Below are 20092 nucleotides of genomic sequence, written 5' to 3'. Positions count from 1 at the left end.
CTCACCTGCCGGCATCCGTCAACTCCTCGAGAGATTCCTGGATCAGCGTCGCTGCCACGTCCACATCGGGCATCGCATCACGATCCGCATTCAAACCGTAGTAGATCTTGCCGTCGTAGGACGTCAACGCGATGCTCAGGGCCTGATTCTTCAGCAACGGCGAGACCGGATAGATCTCCAGGAGACGGGCCCCGGTCAGATAGAGCGGGTGCTGGGGACCCGGGGCGTTGGTGATCATGAGGTTGAACATCCGCTGCGAGAAACCCATCGCGACCCGGGTACCCACCGCGTGCATCGTCGCCGGGGCGAAGCCGGACAACCGGACCATCGTCTGGGCCGCCACCCGCCGCCGTTGCCGCGAATAGGCCTCGCCGGCGTGCGCGATGTGCGAGAGCCGGACCACCGCGTTCGGCTCCCCCACCGGCAGGTCCAGCAGGAAGGACGACACCTCGCCCTGCGGATGGACCTGGATCGTGTCGTTGCCGGCGCCGTCGTCCGGATCCTGGGTGTACACCGACATCGGGACCATCGCCCGCACGACGGTGGCCTCGGTGACCGGTTCGCCGCGGGAGAGCAGCCAGTAGCGCAATGCCCCGGCGAGAACCGCGAGTACGACGTCGTTGATCGTGCAGCCGTAGCGCGAGTGGATCTTGCGGTACGGCGCCAGATCGGACCGCACCACGGAGAATCGGCGGCTCCTCGAGATCTGCGTGTTCAGCGGCGTCTCGGGTGCCGACTGCGCAGCCGTGCGGGCGAGGCGGCCGACGGCGTCGACGGTCTCGGTGAGGGTCGCCGTGAGGTCGCCCACGGCCGAGCGGAGGGCGGCGACCCCCTCCCCGGGGCGCGCGACGAGTTCGGCGAGCGCCCCGACGAGCAGCGCGGATTCCGACGGTTCGCGTTCGGGCATCCACAATTCCTCGGGAACCTCACGCGGCACCGGCTCCTGGTCGAAGAGCACCTGCACGATGTCGAGGGCCTCCTCACCGTCGACGAGCGCCGAATGCGACTTCGAGAACAACGCGACCCGATCGTTCGCGAGCCCCTCGACGAGGTACATCTCCCACAGCGGCCGTGTGCGGTCCAGCGGCCGCGAGACCAGGCGCGCGACGAGGTCGTGCAGCTGTTCGTCGGAGCCGGGTCTCGGCAACGCGGAGCGCCGCACGTGATAGGTGATGTCGAAGTCGCGGTCGTCGACCCAGACGGGGCGGGACAGCCCGAATGCGACCTCCCGCACCTTCTTCCGGTAGCGGGGCACCTCGGGCAGCCGCTGCTCGACCAGCCGGAGCACGCTCTCGTAGTCGAGGCCGCCTTCGGGAGGTTCGAGGATCGCGAGCGAACCGACGTGCATCGGCGTGTTGCTCGTCTCCAAGTAGTAGTACGACGCGTCCTGCGCCGTCATCCGGCTCGTCATCGACCCCGCTCCCCCTCCTGACCCGAACCTGCCGAGCATCGCCACCACGGCTCGGCGCCGCCCGCAGCTCCGCCCCCGATCTCCTCGGGATCGAGATCGAAGAGTACGGCCAGTTCGCCCGGCGCGTCGTGTGAACCATCATGGTGGACGCCGACCATCCCCGCAGCGGCAGCACCTCGCACGTTGCCGACCGCATCGTCGACGAAGACGCACTCGCCCGGCCCGAGGTCGAGCAGTCGCGCGACCAGCAGGTAGCTCTCGGGGTCGGGTTTGGCGACGCCCGCATCACCCGAGAGCACCACGCGGTCGACGAAGGCACCTTCGAGATCGCGCAGCCACTGCGCGCCGGGGCCACCGGGATCGTTGCTGAGCAGAGCGGTCCGCACGCCCCGCGCACGCAGGAACGCCACGACCGCACCGAACGTGCCGGGGTCGCTTCCCGGCCCGACCAGGACGCCACCGACATCGAGTACGAGTCCTCGCAGCACGACACCACCGTATGTCCCGGGCACCCCGATCGCGTCCTATCGCACCGGCGCCCCGCAGGTGTGGCATCATGTGCGCGGTTCGTCCTCTCCCGAACCGATTCCTCGGCACCGGTCCACCCGTGCCGCCGATTCGCCGTCACGACTTTCGGGAGAGCTCATGCCGCATCACACCGGGCGCTACGTGCGCCGCCTCACCTGCCTCGAACCCCCCGCCGAGGAGAACTGCGGTCGCTCCCGCAGCCACGCGACCCGCCGGGCCACCCCGCACGATGGTCGCTCCGGGAGAATCCCGTTCCGGCACCAGGGAATCGGGAGTACCGGCGTGGCCGCGAACACGGACGACCGGCCCGATCTCCCCGTCGATCCGGCAGTCGGACGGGTGGCGGAGTCGGCCGTGCGCCTCGTCCTCGAGGTGGTGGACGGTCGCCGTCCTGCCGTGCAGTCGGCGACCGTCCTCGACCCACGGCTCGTCTCCACGATCGTCACGGGCCGCACGCCACGCGCAGGTCGCAGCACCGCGGTCCTGTTGCGCACACGCGTGCGCCCCGTCGACGCGGACACCGTCGAACTGTTCGGCAGCTACGCCCGGGGGGAACGGGTGTTCGCATTCGCCGGGCGGATGGTGTGCAAGCGTCCCCGTCCACGCGCGCCGCATCGCTGGACGATCACGACCCTGTGGCTCGGGTGAGCCACAGGGTCGTGAGGTGGTCCGGCGCCGGCCGCGCAGTACGCGCCCTACCGGGCGGGGTCAGCGGTGCCGGTTGGTCTTCGCGTCGCGCCGGGCGGCGGCACGACGTTCCTTGCGGGTGCCCGCCTGCTTCGGTGCGGATCCCGCATCGGAACCGGCGGTCGTCCGCGCGACGTGGGCGCGGCCGTCCTCGTCGGGACCGGTGTAGGTCAGGCGCCGTTCGGTCTCGTCGAGACCCTTCGCCTGCAGCGCGGCCGGCGCGGGCTGCGCCGCATGTGCGGGCTGCGCGGGCCGGGCGGGCTGCGCCGGAGCAGGACGTGCGGCCTGCACGGGAGCCGCCGCGGCCAGGCTCGGAGCCGCCTGTGCGGCCGCTGCCGCCGAGGCCGCGGTGACCGCCACACCCGGCTGCTGTTGCTGCTGCGCAGCCTCGACCTGGAGGTTGAACAGGAATCCGACCGATTCCTCCTTCAGACCCTCGAGCATCGCGGTGAACATGTCGAAACCTTCGCGCTGGTACTCGACGAGGGGATCGCGCTGCGCCATCGCGCGCAGGCCGATGCCTTCCTTGAGGTAGTCCATCTCGTAGAGATGCTCGCGCCACTTGCGGTCGAGGACCGACAGCAGCACGCGACGCTCGAGTTCGCGCATCGCGTTCTCACCGGCGATGGCCTCGAGTTCGGCCTCGCGACGCGCGTAGGCGGCGCGGGCATCCTCGAGCAGGACCTCGAGCAGACCGTCGCGGTCGAGGTCCTCGTTCTCGGCGACGAGCGTCTTGTGGTCGACACCCACCGGGTAGAGGGTCTTGAGCGCCGTCCACAACTGCTCGAGATCCCAGTCCTCGACGTATCCCTCGGCGGTCGCGCCGTCGACGTAGGCGGTGACGACGTCGGTGAGCATGTGCTGCACCTGACCCTCGAGGTCCTCGCCGCGCAGGATCCGGCGACGCTCCTCGTAGATGACGGTGCGCTGCTGGTTCATCACCTCGTCGTACTTGAGCACGTTCTTGCGGATCTCGAAGTTCTGCTGCTCGACCTGTGTCTGGGCGCTCTTGATGGCCTTGGAGACCATCTTCGCCTCGATCGGCACGTCGTCGGGCAGGTTCAGCCGGGTCATGATCGATTCGAGGGCCGCACCGTTGAAGCGCCGCATCAGTTCGTCGCCGAGCGAGAGGTAGAACCGCGACTCGCCCGGGTCGCCCTGACGGCCGGAACGGCCGCGCAACTGGTTGTCGATGCGACGGGACTCGTGCCGCTCGGTGCCGAGCACGTACAGGCCACCGGCCGCGCGCACCTTCTCGGCGTCGGCCTTCGACTCGGCCTTGATCCGCTCGAGGGTCTCGTCCCAGGCCGCCTCGTACTCCTCCGGAGTGTTCACCGGATCGAGACCACGCTGACGCAGCGCGATGTCGGCGAGGATGTCGGGGTTGCCACCGAGCACGACGTCGGTACCACGACCGGCCATGTTGGTTGCGACGGTCACCGCACCGGAACGACCGGCCTGCGCGATGATCTGCGCTTCCTGCTCGTGGAACTTCGCGTTGAGCACGCTGTGGGGCACACCACGCTTGGTGAACTGACGCGACAGGTACTCGGACCGCTCGACGCTCGTCGTACCGATGAGGACCGGCTGCCCCTTCTCGTGACGCTCGACCACGTCGTCGACGACGGCCGCGAACTTCGCTTCCTCGGTCTTGTAGATCAGGTCGCCCTGGTCGACACGCACCATCGGACGGTTCGTCGGGATCGGGATGACCCCGAGGCTGTAGATCTGGTGGAGCTCGGCGGCCTCGGTCTCGGCCGTACCCGTCATGCCCGACAGCTTGTCGTACAGGCGGAAGTAGTTCTGCAGCGTGATCGTGGCCAGCGTCTGGTTCTCGGCCTTGATCTCGACGCCTTCCTTGGCCTCGATCGCCTGGTGCATGCCCTCGTTGTAGCGGCGGCCCGACAGCACACGACCGGTGAACTCGTCGACGATGACGACCTCACCGTTACGGACGATGTAGTCCTTGTCCTTGGCGTAGAGCTCCTTGGCCTTGATGGCGTTGTTCAGGTAGCTCACCAGCGGCGAGTTCGCCGCCTCGTACAGGTTGTCGATGCCGAGCTGGTCCTCGACGAATTCGACACCGGCCTCGTGCACACCGACGGTCCGCTTCCGGATGTCGATCTCGTAGTGCACCTCGGGCTTGAGCAGCTTCACGATGCGGGCGAACTCGGAGTACCACTTGCTCGACGCGTCGGCGGGACCCGAGATGATCAGCGGCGTCCGGGCCTCGTCGATGAGGATCGAGTCGACCTCGTCGACGACCGCGAAGTTGTGTCCGCGCTGCACGAGGTCGTCGAGCGAGTGCGTCATGTTGTCGCGCAGGTAGTCGAAGCCGAACTCGTTGTTGGTGCCGTAGGTGATGTCGGCGGCATAGGCTGCGCGGCGCTGCGCCGGCGTCATCCCGGACAGGATCACGTCGGTCTCGAGCCCGAGGAAACGGTGCACACGGCCCATCCACTCGGCGTCGCGCTTGGCGAGATAGTCGTTGACCGTGACGACATGGACGCCGTCGCCGGAGATCGCGTTGAGGTAGGCCGGCAGCACGCAGGTGAGGGTCTTGCCCTCACCGGTCTTCATCTCGGCGATATTGCCGAAGTGCAGCGCCGCGCCACCCATGATCTGGACGAGATAGTGCTTCTGCCCGAGCACCCGGAAGGACGCCTCCCGGGCGGTCGCGAAGGCCTCCGGGAGCAGATCGTCGAGCGTCTCGCCGTCCTGGTAGCGGCTCCGGAACTGCTCCGTCATGGCCCGGAGCTCGGCGTCGGTCAGGGCCTCGAAGTCCGGGGAGAGGGAATCGACATGCTCGGCGATGTGCTTGAGCCGCTTGACCATGCGACCTTCACCGATCCGGAGCAGCTTCGTCAGCGACAGCACTGGTGTGTTCGTCCTCAATCTCGGGTACCTGCACGGACAAGAAATCCGGCCGAGGCCTTGTCGGACCCCGGCCGGATTCCATGGTAGGCGCTGCGCGGGAGTGACCGCGATGGCGAGGTGCCTCAGGTCACTCCCGGCAGTGTCACACGAGCCTGATCAGACCGTAGTCGAAGGCGTGTCGCCGGTAGACCACGGACGGCTTGTCCGTCTCCTTGTCGTGGAACAGGTAGAAGTCGTGACCGACGAGTTCCATCTCGTAGAGGGCGTCGTCGACGGTCATCGGCGCAGCGTTGTGTTCCTTCGTCCGGACGATGCGACCGGGACCGTCCTGGGATTCCTTCTCGCTGTCGCCGAGCGACAGATCGGGCGAGATCGCGAGCTCGTCGTCACGGGCGAGAGCCGCGGTGGCTTCCGCCACGGACACGGGCGTCTTCTCACCGTAGGAGACCTTGCGGCGCTCCTTCGTCCTTCGCAGGCGCGATTCGAGCTTGCTGATCACAGACTCGAAGGCAGCGTAGAAACTGTCGGCGCTGGCCTCGGCCCGTACGATCGGTCCCTTCCCGCGGGCAGTGATCTCGACCCGTTGGCAACTCTTCTTCTGACGCCTGTTGCGTTCGTGCTGCAACTCGACGTCGAAGAGGAAGATCGTCGGATCGAAGCGTTCGAGCCGAGCGAGTTTCTCGGAGACGTAGATCCGGAAATGATCGGGGACCTCGACGTTGCGTCCTTTCACGACAACATCGGCACGGGGGCCTTCCGTGGCGGCATCGGCCTCTGCAACGGAACCTCTGGACTTCGAAGGGGTCGTCACGCGTACCTCCCGAGTTACGGCCGGCGCAGCCCGCGCGCCGGCATGATGAATGAGCGCGAGAGCGCACTCGCCCGGAATCGGAAGAACAAGCGTTTCCACCCGTCTACCTTGTTGTTTCCGGGTCTGATGGCGACGTTAGTACGTAACTCGAAGGTCTGCCACCGTTCCCACCCGATTTCACTTCGCGTCGCATTCCGGTCCTGGACGGGGCCCTGCCCGGACCCGTCGGAGTACTCACGCGTGGGCGATCACGAGCACTCCCACCGGGTACAATCCTGCGCGCCGGAGAGCCCGTACCGACTCGCGGGCGGTGGTTCCGGTGGTGAGCACATCGTCGACCACGAGTACCGGGATCGTCCGCGGCAGCCCGTCGGCGCTCACCGTCACGCGGCCGGCGAGGTTGCGTTGCCGGTCGGCCGCGGTGAGCCCCACCGAGTCGCGCACACCCGCCGCCACACCCAGGATCGGATGCACGTGGAGGTGACGGTCGTGCGCCGCGGCGGCCCGGGCGGCACGCGCGACGGGATCGCCTCCGCGTGCCCGCGCGGCCCGCGCCCGGGTGGGGGCGGGCGCCACGATCAACGGCCCGCCGGGCAGCTCACCCCATCTCCGCAGCCGCGTGATCGCGACCGCCCACGCGAGCCCGAGAGGCTCGGCGAGATCCCGCCGGGCGCGTTCCTTGGCGACGATCACCGCGCGACGCCGGGGGCCGGAGTACGGGCCCAGACTCCACACCGGGACCCCGGGCTCGACGCGGGGCGTCACCGTCCCGGGATGGTCGCCGAGTTCCCGCGCGCACTCTCGGCACCAGTTCACCCCGGGGTCGGCGCATCCCCCGCACCGGGCGGGCAGGACGAGATCGAGCAGGGCCGTCAGCACACCGCGAGTGTGCCGGATGTCACCGACAGCCGGGGTCGACGGCAGCACCGACAACCGGTGTCACCGGCACCGCGCTCAGCCCGGCAGGACGGGAATCGCGGCCATCCCGGCGAGGCCGGGCACCTCCCGCCAGTACCGGTCGCCGGCGGGGTCGCGGTTGTTGAGCTGGAAGACCGTCCGGGAATCCGCGACGAACTCGCTCGCCGTGGACGCCTCGACCGCCACCACCGGGGGCGTGAGATTGCGGCTCGGCAGTGCGTCGATGCGTGAGCCGTCCACCGCGACCTGCACGACGGGCACGTCGGCCGACGCGCGGGAGACGACGATCGTGTCGGCCGTGCTCCAGTCCAGGGCGAGCGCGGGACCACCGAGACCGAAGCCGATCTCGCGCGGATTGGTGAGCGAGTACTCGCCGGTCGTGGTCGGCACGACGGTCGCGACGAAGACCCGCCCGTCGATGATCATGGCGGCGCGGACACCGTCGCGCGACAGGCGCAGTTCGGTGATGCGGCCGCCGAGACCGCGGACCGCGCCCGCCTCCACCCCGACGACGGTGACCCGCCCGGTGCCGGGTTCGCGCACCGCGCGCACCACCGAGGTCCCGTTGACGACCGCCCACACCGAATTGTTGTTGGGCGACCAGGACGGCCGGGTGATCGACTCGCCGTCGACCGCCGGCTCGGCACCGCCCTCGCTGTAGGCCCCCACCATGAGTTGCACGGCCGGTTCCGGTGCCGGTTTGCCGGTGTTCTCGACTGCGGCGACGAGCTCTCCGTCCAGCGACAGGGCGACCGACTGCAGGTCGTCGGACGCACCGAAGAAGCTGCGTACGGGGGTCACACCCGTCTCTGCGACGCTCACCAGCGCGCCGTCGAGCAGCGCGTGCAGACCCACCGTCACGCTCGACGCGGCGAGGGGGTTCATCGACGCCACGTCCGCGGTGGTCCACCCGTTCGGGAAGCGTTCGTCGAGCGGCTGGCCGTCGGCGAGGAGCTGGTACGGGCCGCTGATGTCGGCATTGGCGAGGGTCCAGATCACCTGTGCGGCGAGCAGTTCGCGATCCTGCCGCCCCATCGAGCCGACCCCCTGGAAGTCGATGCGGATGCCGCCGAGCCCGACGCCCACGTCGGTCGTGCGGCCGTCGGCCTTCGTCACCGATCCGATGACGGTGACGTCCTCGAGCAGATTCTTGACCGCAGGTGCCAGGACCTGCTTCGGGCCCTCGACGAGCAACCCCATCAGCTGGGAGGCCGTCTGCTCGGGTGTGCCCGTGATCCAGCGCGGATCCGGGACGACGGCGTTGCCCGTCGGGTCGAGGAAGTACAGCGAGCGCCGCTGATAGGTGTTGAGGAAACGGGGGCGGTCCATGATGACGCCGGCCGGCAGCCGGTCGATGCGCCACTCCCCGTCGGTGCGGACGAGTGAGAACCGCGCCTCGAACTCCCCGTCGGCGGGGCGGTAGATGCCGCCCTCCTCGAGAAAGCCGACGGTACTCGCCCGCACCACATAGGTGGCGCTGTCGCCGTCGCGTTCCTCGACGAGGACGTCGACCTTGTCGACGATCGTCGCGCTCGCGGCGTCGTCCCAGGTGTCGGACATCGTGGGCGTGAGGAACTGGCGGGCCGCGCGATGGCGGTTGGTCGGATCGGTGCTGGCCTGCAGGAAGTCGCGCAGGAGCAGATCGGGTTCGCGACCCGGCACCGGTGCGGCGACCTCCGTGGTCGAAGGACCGCGTTCGAGGGTTCCGATGGCCTGCGGGGAGGACGAATCGGGCAGCGTGGCACATCCCGACAACACGAGTCCGGCCACCGTCAGGAGGACGACGAGCACGCCCGCTGCACGCGGAGTCGAGCGGCTCATGTACTGGCTCCTTCGGACGGCGTGCTCGCAGGGTCGGTCGGGGACTCTCCGGTCGACGGCTGCTCCGGGGTGTCGTCGTCCGGTGGGGGCTTGCCCTGCACGGCCTTCGCGGCGCCGGGCACGAGAGGGAGGGGGCTGCGACCCACTTTACGTCCGCGTTCGCGGGGCAGGGTCAGCCGGAAGCTGGCACCTCGTCCCGGTTCGCCCCATGCCTCGAGTTTGCCGTTGTGCAGGTTTGCGTCCTCGACGCTGATGGCGAGTCCGAGACCGGTGCCACCGGAACGCCGGACCCGCGACGGATCCGAACGCCAGAACCGGTTGAAGACGAGCTTCTCCTCCCCCGGTCGCAGACCCACACCCTGATCGCGCACGACGAAGGCCGCGGCGGTGTCGTCGGCGCGCAGCCGCAGCAGGATCGGTTTGCCCTCACCGTGATCGATCGCGTTGGCGAGGAGGTTCCGCAGGATGCGTTCGACACGACGCGGATCGACGTCGGCCTCGACGGGTTCGTCCGGCATGTCGACGATGAGTTCGGTCGCGGTCTCGCGGGCCAGGTGACGCACGGTCGAGACGGCGGCACGCGCACACATCCGCAGGTCGAGACGCTCGGAGGCGAGCTCGGCGACACCGGCGTCGTGCCGGCTGATCTCGAGCAGGTCGTTGAGCAGACTCTCGAAGCGGTCGAGTTCGGCGACGAGCAGTTCGGAGGACCGTTTGAGGACGGGGTCGAGGTCGTCGCTGCCGTCGTGGATGAGGTCGGCGGCCATGCGTACCGTCGTCAGCGGGGTGCGCAGTTCGTGGCTCACGTCGGAGGTGAACCGCTTCTGCAGGTTGCCGTACTCCTCGAGCTGGGTGATCTGGCGCGACAGGCTCTCGGCCATCTCGTTGAACGACATCGCGAGCCGGGCCATGTCGTCCTCGCCGCGGACCGGCATGCGTTCCTTGAGCCGCCCGTCCGCGAAGCGCACGGCGATCCGGGAGGCCGACCGGATGGGCAGCACGACCTGCCGGGCGACGATCATGGAGATCGCCGCCAGCAGGACGAGCAGAACCACGGCACCGACGAGCAGGGTGCCGCGGACGAGGGCGAGGGTGCGTTCCTCACCGCCGAGCGGGAAGACGAGATACAGCTCGAGCGTCGAGATGTCGGAATCGGTGGGACTGCCCATGATCAGGGCCGGCCCGGTGTAGCCCTCGGGATCGGCGACGGTCGCGAACTGGTAGGCGATCTGCCCGTTCTGGACGAAGGCGCGCAGGTTCTGCGGGATCTGGTCGGCGGGCCCGCTCGAGGTGGGGGCCCGCGGACCGTCACCGGGGACGATGAGGACGGGGTCGAAGGTTCCGGCGACGCCGGTGTCCTGTCCCCCGTCGCTGCCGCGGCTGGTGAGGATCGCCGCGGCACCGTCGAGACGGACCGCGAGCGAGCCCGAGTCGTCGGCGCCCGCGAGCTGTCCCTCGACCAGCGCGCGCGAGCGATCCATCTCCTCGGTCGCGGCATCGATCTTCACTTCGAGCAGACGGTCGGTGATCTGGCTCGTGAGTACCACTCCGAGCACGAACATGACGATCAGCGACAGCGTGAGGGTCGAGGTCACGACCCGCAGCTGCAGCGATCGTCGCCAGGTGTGCGCGAGTCGGCTGCTCATCGACCGCGACCACCTCACCAGCGGCAGCGTCCTACGCGTGATACGCCGCCGAAGCCGGTAGGTTCGGATCACGGCGGTCCGGCCTTGTAGCCGACCCCCCGCACCGTGAGCACCGCCTCGGGATTCTCGGGATCCTTCTCGACCTTCGCGCGCAAGCGCTGGACGTGGACGTTCACGAGCCGGGTGTCGGCGGCATGCCGGTAACCCCAGACCTGTTCGAGCAGGACCTCACGGGTGAACACCTGGCGCGGCTTGCGCGCGAGGGCCACGAGCAGGTCGAACTCGAGAGGCGTGAGCGAGATCGCCTCGTCGCCGCGGGTGACCTTGTGGGCGGGGACGTCGATGGTGATGTCACCGATCGTCAGGACCTCGGCCGGTTCCTGCTCGGTGCGGCGCAGACGGGCCCGCACGCGTGCGACGAGTTCCTTCGGCTTGAACGGCTTGACGATGTAGTCGTCGGCGCCGGATTCGAGGCCGAGGACGACGTCGACCGTGTCGGACTTGGCGGTGAGCATCACGATCGGCACACCCGAATCCGCGCGGAGCACGCGGCAGACGTCGATGCCGTTCATGCCGGGGAGCATGAGATCGAGCAGGACGAGGTCGGGCCGGATCTCACGCACGGCACCGAGCGCCTGCGTGCCGTCCCCCACCACGAACGGTTCGAATCCCTCGCCGCGCAGCACGATCGTGAGCATCTCGGCCAGCGCGGTGTCGTCGTCGACTACCAGAATCCTCGGCTTCATAGCCTCTATCGTGTCACCCCTTCACCGTCGTGAAGCAGATTTGAGATGTGAACGGCGAGTTGTGGCGCGGAGGTCTGCGGGCCCGCGACCTCCCACGGAGACATCCACTGCTGCTGCGCGAGCCCGTCGTACACCGCACCCGTGCGTTCCTGTAGACCGCCGTCACGCTCGTAGGCGTCGCGGTCGCGGTCCGCCTCGGTCGCGGCGCGGTGACGGGCGCGCTCCGCGGCCAGTTCGACGGGAACGCGGAGCAGCACCTGCAGATCGGGTACCGGAAGCCCGAATCGTTCGAACTCGAGCCGACGGATCCACTCCACCGCCGGGCCGGTCGCGTCCTCGTTCCGGCGCGCCGCGGTGTACGCGGCGTTGGACGCGACGTACCGGTCGAGCAGCACGATGTCGTTGTCGGCGAGCAGTTTCCGCAGTTCGTCGGCCGCATCACGACGGTCGAGGGCCCACAGCAGGGCCATCGCCTCGACGCTCGAGGCGGTGTCGCCGTGGTGCCCGCGCAACGCCTCCGCGCCCAGATCGGCGTGGATCGACTTCCCGTAACGCGGGAAGGCCAGCGTCGCGACCTTCCGTCCGGCCTCGCGCCAGGTCTCGACGAGACCGGCGGACAACGTCCGTTTGCCGGCCCCGTCGAGACCTTCGACGACGATCAGATCACTCATGCGCTCCGCGTTTCCCGTCGAGTGCCCGGGATCAGTAGCGGTAGTGCTCGGGCTTGTACGGGCCCTCGACGTCGACGCCGATGTACTCGGCCTGTTCCTTGGTCAGCTTCGTGATCTGCCCGCCGAGCGCCTCGACGTGGATCTTCGCGACCTTCTCGTCGAGATGCTTGGGCAGGCGGTAGACCTCGTTGTCGTACTCGTCGGGCTTGGTCCACAGCTCGATCTGGGCGATCACCTGGTTCGCGAACGAGTTGCTCATCACGAAGGAAGGGTGGCCCGTGGCGTTGCCGAGGTTGAGCAGGCGGCCCTCCGACAGGACGATGATCGAATGACCGTCGGCGAAGGTGAACTCGTCGACCTGCGGCTTGATGTTGATCCGCGTGACGTCGGCTGCGCGCTCGAGGCCGGCCATGTCGATCTCGTTGTCGAAGTGGCCGATGTTGCCGAGAATGGCCTGGTGCTTCATCGCCTTCATGTGCTCGAAGGTGATGATGTCCTTGTTGCCCGTCGCGGTGATGACGATGTCGGCCCGGCCGATGAAGTCCTCGACCGTCACGACGTCGTAGCCGTCCATCATGGCCTGCAGCGCGTTGATCGGGTCGACCTCGGTGACCGACACGCGTGCACCCTGGCCGCGCAGCGCCTCGGCGCAACCCTTGCCGACGTCGCCGTAACCGCACACGAGCGCGGCCTTGCCGCCGATGAGCACGTCGGTGCCGCGGTTGATGCCGTCGAGCAGCGAGTGCCGGGTGCCGTACTTGTTGTCGAACTTGCTCTTGGTGACCGAGTCGTTGACGTTGATCGCCGGGAACGCGAGTTCGCCGGCCGCCGACAGCTGGTACAGGCGCAGCACGCCGGTGGTGGTCTCCTCGGTGACGCCCCGGACCGACTCCGCGACGGTGGTCCACTTCTTCGAATCGGCGGCGAGCGAGCGGCGCAGCAGTTCGAGGAAGACCTTGTACTCGGCGGAGTCCTGCTCCTCGTCGATCGGCGGGACGACGCCGGCCTTCTCGAACTGGGCACCCTTGAGCACGAGCATCGTGGCGTCGCCACCGTCGTCGAGGATCATGTTGGCGGGTTCACCGGGCCAGGTGAGCATCTGCTCGGCAGCCCACCAGTACTCCTCGAGAGTCTCGCCCTTCCACGCGAAGACCGGGACACCCTCGGGCTCCTCGGCGGTACCGTGCGGGCCGACGACGATCGCTGCGGCGGCGTGGTCCTGGGTGGAGAAGATGTTGCACGACGCCCAGCGCACCTGCGCACCGAGGGAGACGAGCGTTTCGATGAGCACAGCGGTCTGGACCGTCATGTGCAGCGAGCCGGAGATCCGTGCGCCCTTCAGCGGCTGCACCTCCGCGTACTCGCGGCGCAGCGCCATCAGGCCCGGCATCTCGTGTTCGGCGAGCCGGATCTCCTTGCGCCCGAATTCGGCGAGGGACAGATCGGCGACCTTGAAATCGAGACCGTTGGCCCGGTCGGCGACGAGCGTGGTGTCGGACACGTGCAGATGCCTCTTCCTGTCGGCAGACAATGGTGGTTCCAGGCTATACAACCTGAGCAAGGATCGGCCGAGCAGATCGTCCACCGACGGTTCCGCCCCGGCCGACCGGCCGGTCAGCCGCGGACGGCGGCCCGTTCGACGAACGGCACGAGCAGATCGGCGAGGTCGGCGGCGACGTCGCGCCCCGAAGCCGGAGGCATGGAGACGAAACTCAGCGCCACCCGCACGACGGCGCGCGCCAGGATCCCGGCGTCGGATTCGGACGCCGCGATCCAGCTGTGATGGAAGGTCTCGGTGAGGCGGCCCGCGCCCCGCTCGAGGATGGGGGCGGCGTCGGTGGTGATCAACCGCAGCAGGTCGGGCTTGGCCTCACCGCTCAGCAGCGACTGCACGAGGGGGTCGGCGGCGGAGGCCTCGAAGAAGAACGCGAAGCCGTCGACGAGCGCGGCGCGCGCATCCCCGACGTGCGCGTACACCGAATCGGCCACGGCGTCGACGAACTCGTCGACCAGCCGCAGCGCGTAGCCCTGCGCCAGGCCCTGCCGGGAGGAGAATTCCTTGTAGAGGGTCTGCCGGCTGATGCCGGCGGTCCGGGCGACGTCGCTCATCGTGACGGCCGACCAGTCGCGTTCGAGCAGCAGCTCCCGCATGGCGTCGAGGATCGTCGAGCGCAACAGCACCCGACTGGCCTCGTGGAAGGGAACCCGCGCGTTCGGCATGGGAGGAACGCTCTCACGCACGGATGTGCTCGTCAAAGCAACGCGAACCGTGATCCACCGTGCTGTGATTCACCGCACAGGGGTTCACCGGCGGACGATCTCCACCATCTCGAAGTCGGCCTTGGCAGCACCGCAGTCCGGGCAGGACCAGTCGTCGGGGATGTCCTCCCACCGGGTGCCGGGCTCGATGCCCTCGTCGGGCCATCCCTCGGCCTCGTCGTATTCGAAACCGCACACCAGACAACGGAACAAGCGGTAATCGGTACTCACGGGGTGTACTCCTCGAAATCGATCTTCTCCCGGACTCCGCAGTCGGGGCACGGCCAGTCGTCCGGCACCTCGGACCACGCGGTGCCGGGCGGGAAACCCTCCCGCGGGGCGCCGGCACTCTCGTCGTAGGTGAACTCGCAGACGGGACAACGGTAGGACGCCACGATCACTTCCCTTCCGCGGCAGCGTGATCCACTACTCCGTAGCGGGCGAGGATCTTCTCGCGGCGACGCGGCTCGATGTTCGCGCGGGTGATGTCGCCGTCGTAGTGGTCGAGCACACGATGATCCATGACCTTGCGCCACAACGGTGGGATGTAGGCGAGGGTGATCATCGTCGCGTAGCCGGCCGGCAACTGCGGCGAGACCTCCATGCTTCGCAGGGTCTGGTAGCGCCGGGTGGGATTGGCGTGATGGTCGCTGTGCCGCTGCAGGTGGTAGAGGAAGATGTTCGTCACCAGATGGTCGCTGTTCCAGCTGTGCGCGGGCGAGCAGCGTTCGTAACGCCCCTTACCGGTCTTCTGCCGGAGCAGGCCGTAGTGCTCGAGATAGTTCACGACCTCGAGCAGCGAGAAGCCGAAGATCGCCTGGATCACGAGATACGGCGCGATGGAGAGACCGAAGACGCCGAGGAGCACCGCGTACAGGGCGACGGAGATCGCCCACGCGTTGAGGACGTCGTTGTGCACGCTCCACACCGGCTTGCCGAGCCGTTCGAGGCGGGCCCGCTCGAGACGCCATGCCGAACGCAGACTGCCGACCACGCTGCGCGGCAGGAAACGCCAGAAGCTCTCCCCGAACCGCGCCGAGGCGGGATCCTCCGGAGTCGCGACGCGCACGTGATGCCCGCGATTGTGCTCGATGTAGAAGTGGCCGTAGAAGGCGGGGGCGAGAGCCCACTTCGACAGGCGCCGTTCGAATTCGACCTTCTTGTGACCGAGCTCGTGCGCCGTGTTGATCCCGATGCCCGCGACCACGCCGACCGAGATGGCGAGACCGATCTTCGACACCACGCCGAGGCCGCCGTCGATGCCGAGCCAGGACAGGTCGTCGGCCGACCACAGATAGCAGGCGAAGATCAGCGACGCGAACTGGAAGGGCAGATACAGGTAGGTGCAGTAGCGGTAGAAGCGGTCGTTCTCGAGTTGTTCGAACAACTCGTCGGGAGGGTTCTCCCCGTCGGGCCCGACGAACAGGTCGAGCAACGGTACGAGGACGTAGATCAGCAGTGGGCCGATCCACCACAGGACCGGGGTGACACTCTGCAGTCCGAGCTGGTTACCGCCCCACACCAGCGCGGTGGCGACGAACAGGGCCGTCGGAGGTACCAGCCCCAGAAGCCACAGATGGCGTTTGCGGTCGCGCCATGGGAGATCGGGCCGGTCCACCGAATCCGCCGATGCCGTACTCATGTCGGGTCTCCTCATCACCGTCGATAACGCAGAGCACGCCACCCTTTGGTGACGCACACCACTCATAGCTTGACTCTAGAACGGCATTCGTCCGGTGTCTAGACATTTGATCGAATTTGTAAATCTCGCGAGAGGTGGCGGGAAACGACGAAGGCGAGCCCGTGCGGGCTCGCCTTCCGTTCGAATCGGTCCCGACCGGGACCCGGGCTCAGGACTCGTCGACCGCCGATGCCGACACCTCGCCGAGGCGGGCCCGGAAGACCTGCGTGTCCGCGGCACAACCGTGGACGGCCGGCCGCCGATCGCAGGCCGACAGCCACGCCGAGTCGCCGGGCTTCAGCGTCACCGACTCGCCCTCGCATTCGACCCGCACATCGCCTGCGGTGCACAACAGGATCTGGGGGCCGTCGGCACCGACCTCGAGGGCGTCGCCGGCGCCGAGGTCGATGCGCGACAACGCGAACTCCGGTGCCGGAGTGCGGTAGCGGCGTTCGGCCGGGCCGAGATGCCCCGGATCGGTCGCTGCCGAGATCTCCGGGACGGCTTCGAGGATCGGCACCGACGCCGCGCCGAAGTCGAGCACGCGCAGCAGTTCGGGCACGTCCACGTGTTTGGGAGTGAGACCGCCGCGCAACACGTTGTCGGAATTCGCCATGATCTCGACGCCCATGCCGTGCAGATAGGCATGCAGATTCCCCGCGTCGAGATAGAGTCCCTCCCCCGGCTGCAGGGTGATGCGGTTGAGCAGCAGGGAGGCCAGCACCCCGGCGTCGCCCGGGTAGAAATCCGCCAGCTGCAGAGCCGTACGCACCTCCGGAACGAAGTCGCGTTCACCCTCCCGGCCGGTGGCGAGATAGGTCACGCAGCCGTCGAGCACGCGCGGCAGCAGCGCCGCGAGAGCGGGCGGAGGCAACGTGATCCAGGTGGTGAACAGCGCCCGCAGGCCACTCGAATCGGGTTGTCCCGCGAGCAGTCCCACATAGGGGTCGAGCTCCGGGACCGCCAGCGCCTCGAACAGCTCCACCGTCCGCTTCGGATCGCGGAAACCGGCGAGCGCCTCGAATCGTGTCAGCGCCACCACCAGTTCGGGCTTGTGGTTCGCGTCCTTGTAGTTGCGAACGGGCGAGTCGATCGGGATTCCCAGCGCTTCCTCGCGAGCGAACCCCTCGGCCGCCTGGCGGGCACTGGGATGCGCCTGCAACGACAAGGGCTCCTCTGCTGCCAGGAGCTTGAGGAGGAAGGGCAGCCGGGGACCGAACGCCCCCACAGCGCGGTCGCCGAGATGTCGCTGAGGCTCGGCCGACAGCAGATCGAGCAGCGAGTGCTCGTCGCCGTCCGAATCCACCAGCCTGGCGGGATCTGCCGGATGCGCACCCAGCCACAACTCGGCCTCGGGGTGATGGGACGGCACAGTGCGGCCGCGCAAGGTGGCGATCGCGGTTCGCGATCCCCAGGCGTACGAGCGCACCGCACCTTCGAGTCGGTGCACTATCTCCCCCCTGCCAATCCGAGATATGCAGCCGCCATCTCTGTGCGGACGGTCAACACTGCCACCTGTTCCAGCACGGTCGGCACCGTGCTCGACTCGAATTCTCCGACCACGGACATCACTTCCACATCCGGTAGTGCCGCCGTCCTCCGCTGCGCCGCCGACCGGTCGGGGTCCGTGCTGAGCACGAACACCCGCGCCGGTGCGATCGGCGCCGGTCCGTCCAGTTCCTCGTCGTGGAAGAACGGGTCGTAGTTCTCACCGCTCGCGGTGACGACGGCCATGAGCCGATCGCGCGCGACCAGAACGTCGCCGAGCGCCGCGGCACCCGAGACCACACCCGCCTCCTGCAGCAAGGATTCCGACGCATGCCGGGCGAGGATCGTCGTCGCCGCGGAATCACCCGCGAACACCACTCGGCGCGACTGCATGCGCACCGCGAGCGACTTCGCAGGATTGTGGAAGACCTCGTTCTCCGGATGATTGCGCGCCGCTTCCTCGTCGGCCGTGTCGGCCACGTCGGCGAGCGGTGGCACACCGGCGATCCGCACGGCGCGCTGCAGCACACCGAGCACAGCGCAGAACACCGCGACGTGCCGGGCGAGCACGTACCGCGTCCGGACGCGGATCCGGGGCGGCAACGACATCGCGCGACCGGCCGCGACCGCCCGCACCGGACCCTCGTCCGGGGCGTCGACGACGACCTCCGCGCCGCGCCGCAGTCCGGCGTCGATGCTGCGGGCCACTTCCGGATCGCCGGCATCGTTTCCCGAGACCACCACGACGTCGAGCGCACCCACCCAGGGCGGGGTGGCCGGTGCGGCGACCAGCGGTACACCGGCCTGGTCCCCGAACAACGCGACGACCAGTTCGGCGGCCGATCGGGCGCGGGCATCGGTGCCGACGAAGACGACACTGCGAGGATGCATGTCGGTGAGCCGGCCGAGCACACCTTCGTCGACCGCCGCGGCGACCGCACGGATCTGGGCGCCGCCGAGGGCCGCGCTCCTGAGGATGCCGTCGACATCGGCGGCGAGCAGGCTGCCCGCATCGTCGAAGTCGAACAGCGGTGAGGGTGCCGTCACGACCGCATCACCTTCCTTCCGCCGCCGCGACCTCGGCGAGCCACCTGACCGAGCCCGGCACGCCATGCACCGGCACTTCGATTATTCCTGTTGTCCCTCCGTCTACGCACGAACGACAGAAAGGATCTCCTTCACCAATGCCTCGACCTCACCGTCCGTGCGCGCCTCCACGTTGAGTCGCAGCAGCGGCTCGGTGTTGGACGCGCGCAGGTTGAACCACGCGTTGTCGGGCAGGTCCACGGTGACACCGTCGAGCCGGTCGACCGACACCGCGCGATCCTCGAACGCCACGACGACGGCCTCGGTGCGCTCGGCCGCGTCGGTGACCGTCGAATTGATCTCTCCCGACGCCGCATACCGGTTGTAGGAGCTCATCAACTCGGAGAGCGGGCCGTCCTGCGAGGCCAGCGCGGCGAGTACGTGCAGTGCCGCGAGCATGCCCGAGTCGGCGCCCCAGAAGTCGCGGAAGTAGTAGTGCGCCGAGTGTTCGCCGCCGAAGACGGCGCCGGTCTCGGCCATCTGCTGCTTGATGAACGAATGCCCGACCCGGGTGCGGACGGGCTTGCCGCCCTGCTCGGTGACGAGTTCGGGCACCACCCGCGACGTGATCAAGTTGTGGATGATCGTGGAGCCGGGGTCCTTGGCGAGTTCGCGGGCTGCGACGAGCGCCGTCACCGCCGACGGCGTGACCGGCTCGCCGCGCTCGTCGACCACGAAGCAGCGGTCGGCGTCGCCGTCGAAGGCCAGGCCCACATCCGCGCCGGACTCGACGACCAGACGCTGGAGGTCGACGAGGTTGGCGGGGTCGAGGGGGTTGGCCTCGTGATTGGGGAAGGTGCCGTCGAGTTCGAAGTACAGCGGGACGAGGTCGACGGGCAGGGCGCCGAAGACGGCGGGAACTGTATGGCCGCCCATGCCGTTGCCGGCGTCGACCGCCACCTTGAGCGGTCGCATCTGCGCAAGGTCGACCAGACCGCGGACGAACGAGGCGTAGTCGTCGAGGACGTCGCGCTCGGTGATGCTGCCGCGCTCGCCCTCGTAGGCGGGAACACCTTCGACGAGATCGGCCGAGATCTGCGCCAGACCGGTGTCCTGACCGACGGGCTTGGCACCGGCACGGCAGAGCTTGATGCCGTTGTACTTCGCAGGATTGTGGCTCGCGGTGAACATCGCGCCGGGTGCGTCGAGCAGACCCGACGCGAAGTAGAGCTGGTCGGTGGACGCGAGTCCGATGAGCACCACGTCGAGTCCCTGGGCGGTGACCCCGTCGGCGAAGGCCTGGGACAACGAGGGGGACGAGGCACGCATGTCGTGCCCGATCACCACGCGGTCGGCGCTGCCCTCGCTGCGCAACAGGCGTGCGAACGACGCTCCGACCTCGCGGACGAACTCTTCGTCGATCTGCTCCCCGACGACTCCCCGTACGTCGTACGCCTTGATGACCGCTGACACCGACTCGGCAGCTCTCGCCACTGTATTGACTCCTGAACCTCGACTCGTG

Annotated in this window: 18 protein-coding genes; 1 reads left to right on the top strand and 17 read right to left on the bottom strand. The window is 68.4% G+C overall.

The genetic code is table 11. From position 1 onward, the window contains the following. Position 1: 1 nt before the first annotated feature. Positions 2 to 1411, bottom strand: coding sequence for a WS/DGAT/MGAT family O-acyltransferase (locus tag PV766_RS09005; RefSeq protein WP_064065270.1), 1410 nt, complete (start codon positions 1409 to 1411; stop codon positions 2 to 4). After that, a complete protein-coding gene (locus PV766_RS09000; protein WP_129976523.1) occupies positions 1408 to 1896 on the bottom strand; it encodes an HAD-IA family hydrolase in 489 nt (162 codons plus the stop codon). The genes PV766_RS09005 and PV766_RS09000 overlap by 4 nt, the downstream gene beginning before the upstream one ends. Before the next feature lie 160 nt (positions 1897 to 2056). Between PV766_RS09000 and PV766_RS08995 the strand changes: the two genes are divergently transcribed. Then, positions 2057 to 2587 carry an Rv3235 family protein gene (locus tag PV766_RS08995; protein ID WP_064065272.1) on the top strand — a complete coding sequence of 177 codons (531 nt, stop codon included), beginning with the start codon at positions 2057 to 2059 and terminating at the stop codon, positions 2585 to 2587. A gap of 60 nt (positions 2588 to 2647) precedes the next feature. Here PV766_RS08995 and secA read toward each other — a convergent pair whose 3' ends face one another. The 15 genes from secA to PV766_RS08920 form a co-directional block, all read right to left on the bottom strand. Next, a complete protein-coding gene (gene secA / locus PV766_RS08990; RefSeq protein WP_242496693.1) occupies positions 2648 to 5461 on the bottom strand; it encodes a preprotein translocase subunit SecA in 2814 nt (937 codons plus the stop codon). Positions 5462 to 5645: 184 nt separating this feature from the next. Further along, positions 5646 to 6314 carry a ribosome hibernation-promoting factor, HPF/YfiA family gene (gene hpf / locus PV766_RS08985; protein WP_064065273.1) on the bottom strand — a complete coding sequence of 223 codons (669 nt, stop codon included), beginning with the start codon at positions 6312 to 6314 and terminating at the stop codon, positions 5646 to 5648. 234 nt (positions 6315 to 6548) lie between these two features. Next, a complete protein-coding gene (locus PV766_RS08980) occupies positions 6549 to 7193 on the bottom strand; it encodes a ComF family protein (RefSeq protein WP_371053709.1) in 645 nt (214 codons plus the stop codon). A gap of 75 nt (positions 7194 to 7268) precedes the next feature. Next, positions 7269 to 9053, bottom strand: coding sequence for an MtrAB system accessory lipoprotein LpqB (gene lpqB / locus PV766_RS08975; RefSeq protein WP_064065274.1), 1785 nt, complete (start codon positions 9051 to 9053; stop codon positions 7269 to 7271). Beyond that, entirely contained in the window at positions 9050 to 10699 is a 1650-nt protein-coding gene (gene mtrB / locus PV766_RS08970) for an MtrAB system histidine kinase MtrB (RefSeq protein WP_064065324.1), read from the bottom strand. Before mtrB ends, lpqB begins: the two co-directional genes overlap by 4 nt. Before the next feature lie 68 nt (positions 10700 to 10767). Further along, entirely contained in the window at positions 10768 to 11445 is a 678-nt protein-coding gene (mtrA, locus tag PV766_RS08965; protein ID WP_006550216.1) for an MtrAB system response regulator MtrA, read from the bottom strand. 5 nt (positions 11446 to 11450) lie between these two features. Further along, complete coding sequence (locus PV766_RS08960) at positions 11451 to 12116, bottom strand: dTMP kinase (protein WP_255161361.1); 666 nt, start codon at positions 12114 to 12116, stop codon at positions 11451 to 11453. Positions 12117 to 12147: 31 nt separating this feature from the next. Further along, positions 12148 to 13617: an adenosylhomocysteinase gene (gene ahcY, locus PV766_RS08955; RefSeq protein WP_016934217.1), complete on the bottom strand. Its 1470-nt coding sequence runs from the start codon at positions 13615 to 13617 to the stop codon at positions 12148 to 12150. Between the two features lie 113 nt (positions 13618 to 13730). Continuing rightward, positions 13731 to 14336, bottom strand: coding sequence for a TetR/AcrR family transcriptional regulator (locus PV766_RS08950; RefSeq protein WP_064065276.1), 606 nt, complete (start codon positions 14334 to 14336; stop codon positions 13731 to 13733). Between the two features lie 84 nt (positions 14337 to 14420). Next, positions 14421 to 14606 carry a rubredoxin gene (locus tag PV766_RS08945; protein WP_016694878.1) on the bottom strand — a complete coding sequence of 62 codons (186 nt, stop codon included), beginning with the start codon at positions 14604 to 14606 and terminating at the stop codon, positions 14421 to 14423. Beyond that, positions 14603 to 14770, bottom strand: coding sequence for a rubredoxin (locus PV766_RS08940; RefSeq protein WP_064065325.1), 168 nt, complete (start codon positions 14768 to 14770; stop codon positions 14603 to 14605). Before PV766_RS08940 ends, PV766_RS08945 begins: the two co-directional genes overlap by 4 nt. A gap of 2 nt (positions 14771 to 14772) precedes the next feature. Continuing rightward, positions 14773 to 16017, bottom strand: a complete 1245-nt coding sequence (locus PV766_RS08935) for an alkane 1-monooxygenase (protein ID WP_421096892.1) — start codon at positions 16015 to 16017, stop codon at positions 14773 to 14775. A gap of 208 nt (positions 16018 to 16225) precedes the next feature. Beyond that, on the bottom strand, positions 16226 to 17506 hold the full coding sequence (gene manA, locus PV766_RS08930; RefSeq protein ID WP_421096891.1) for a mannose-6-phosphate isomerase, class I: 1281 nt from the start codon (positions 17504 to 17506) through the stop codon (positions 16226 to 16228). After that, on the bottom strand, positions 17506 to 18591 hold the full coding sequence (locus tag PV766_RS08925; RefSeq protein ID WP_421096890.1) for a tobH protein: 1086 nt from the start codon (positions 18589 to 18591) through the stop codon (positions 17506 to 17508). The genes manA and PV766_RS08925 overlap by 1 nt, the downstream gene beginning before the upstream one ends. 102 nt (positions 18592 to 18693) lie before the next feature. Continuing rightward, positions 18694 to 20064, bottom strand: coding sequence for a phosphomannomutase/phosphoglucomutase (locus PV766_RS08920; protein WP_421096889.1), 1371 nt, complete (start codon positions 20062 to 20064; stop codon positions 18694 to 18696). Positions 20065 to 20092: the final 28 nt, after the last annotated feature.

The sequence above is a fragment of the Rhodococcus sp. As11 genome, assembly GCF_048957735.1.
Taxonomy (GTDB): domain Bacteria; phylum Actinomycetota; class Actinomycetes; order Mycobacteriales; family Mycobacteriaceae; genus Rhodococcus; species Rhodococcus gordoniae.
Note: the sequence above shows the minus strand (reverse complement) of the source record. Positions and strands in the feature narration are given on the sequence as shown.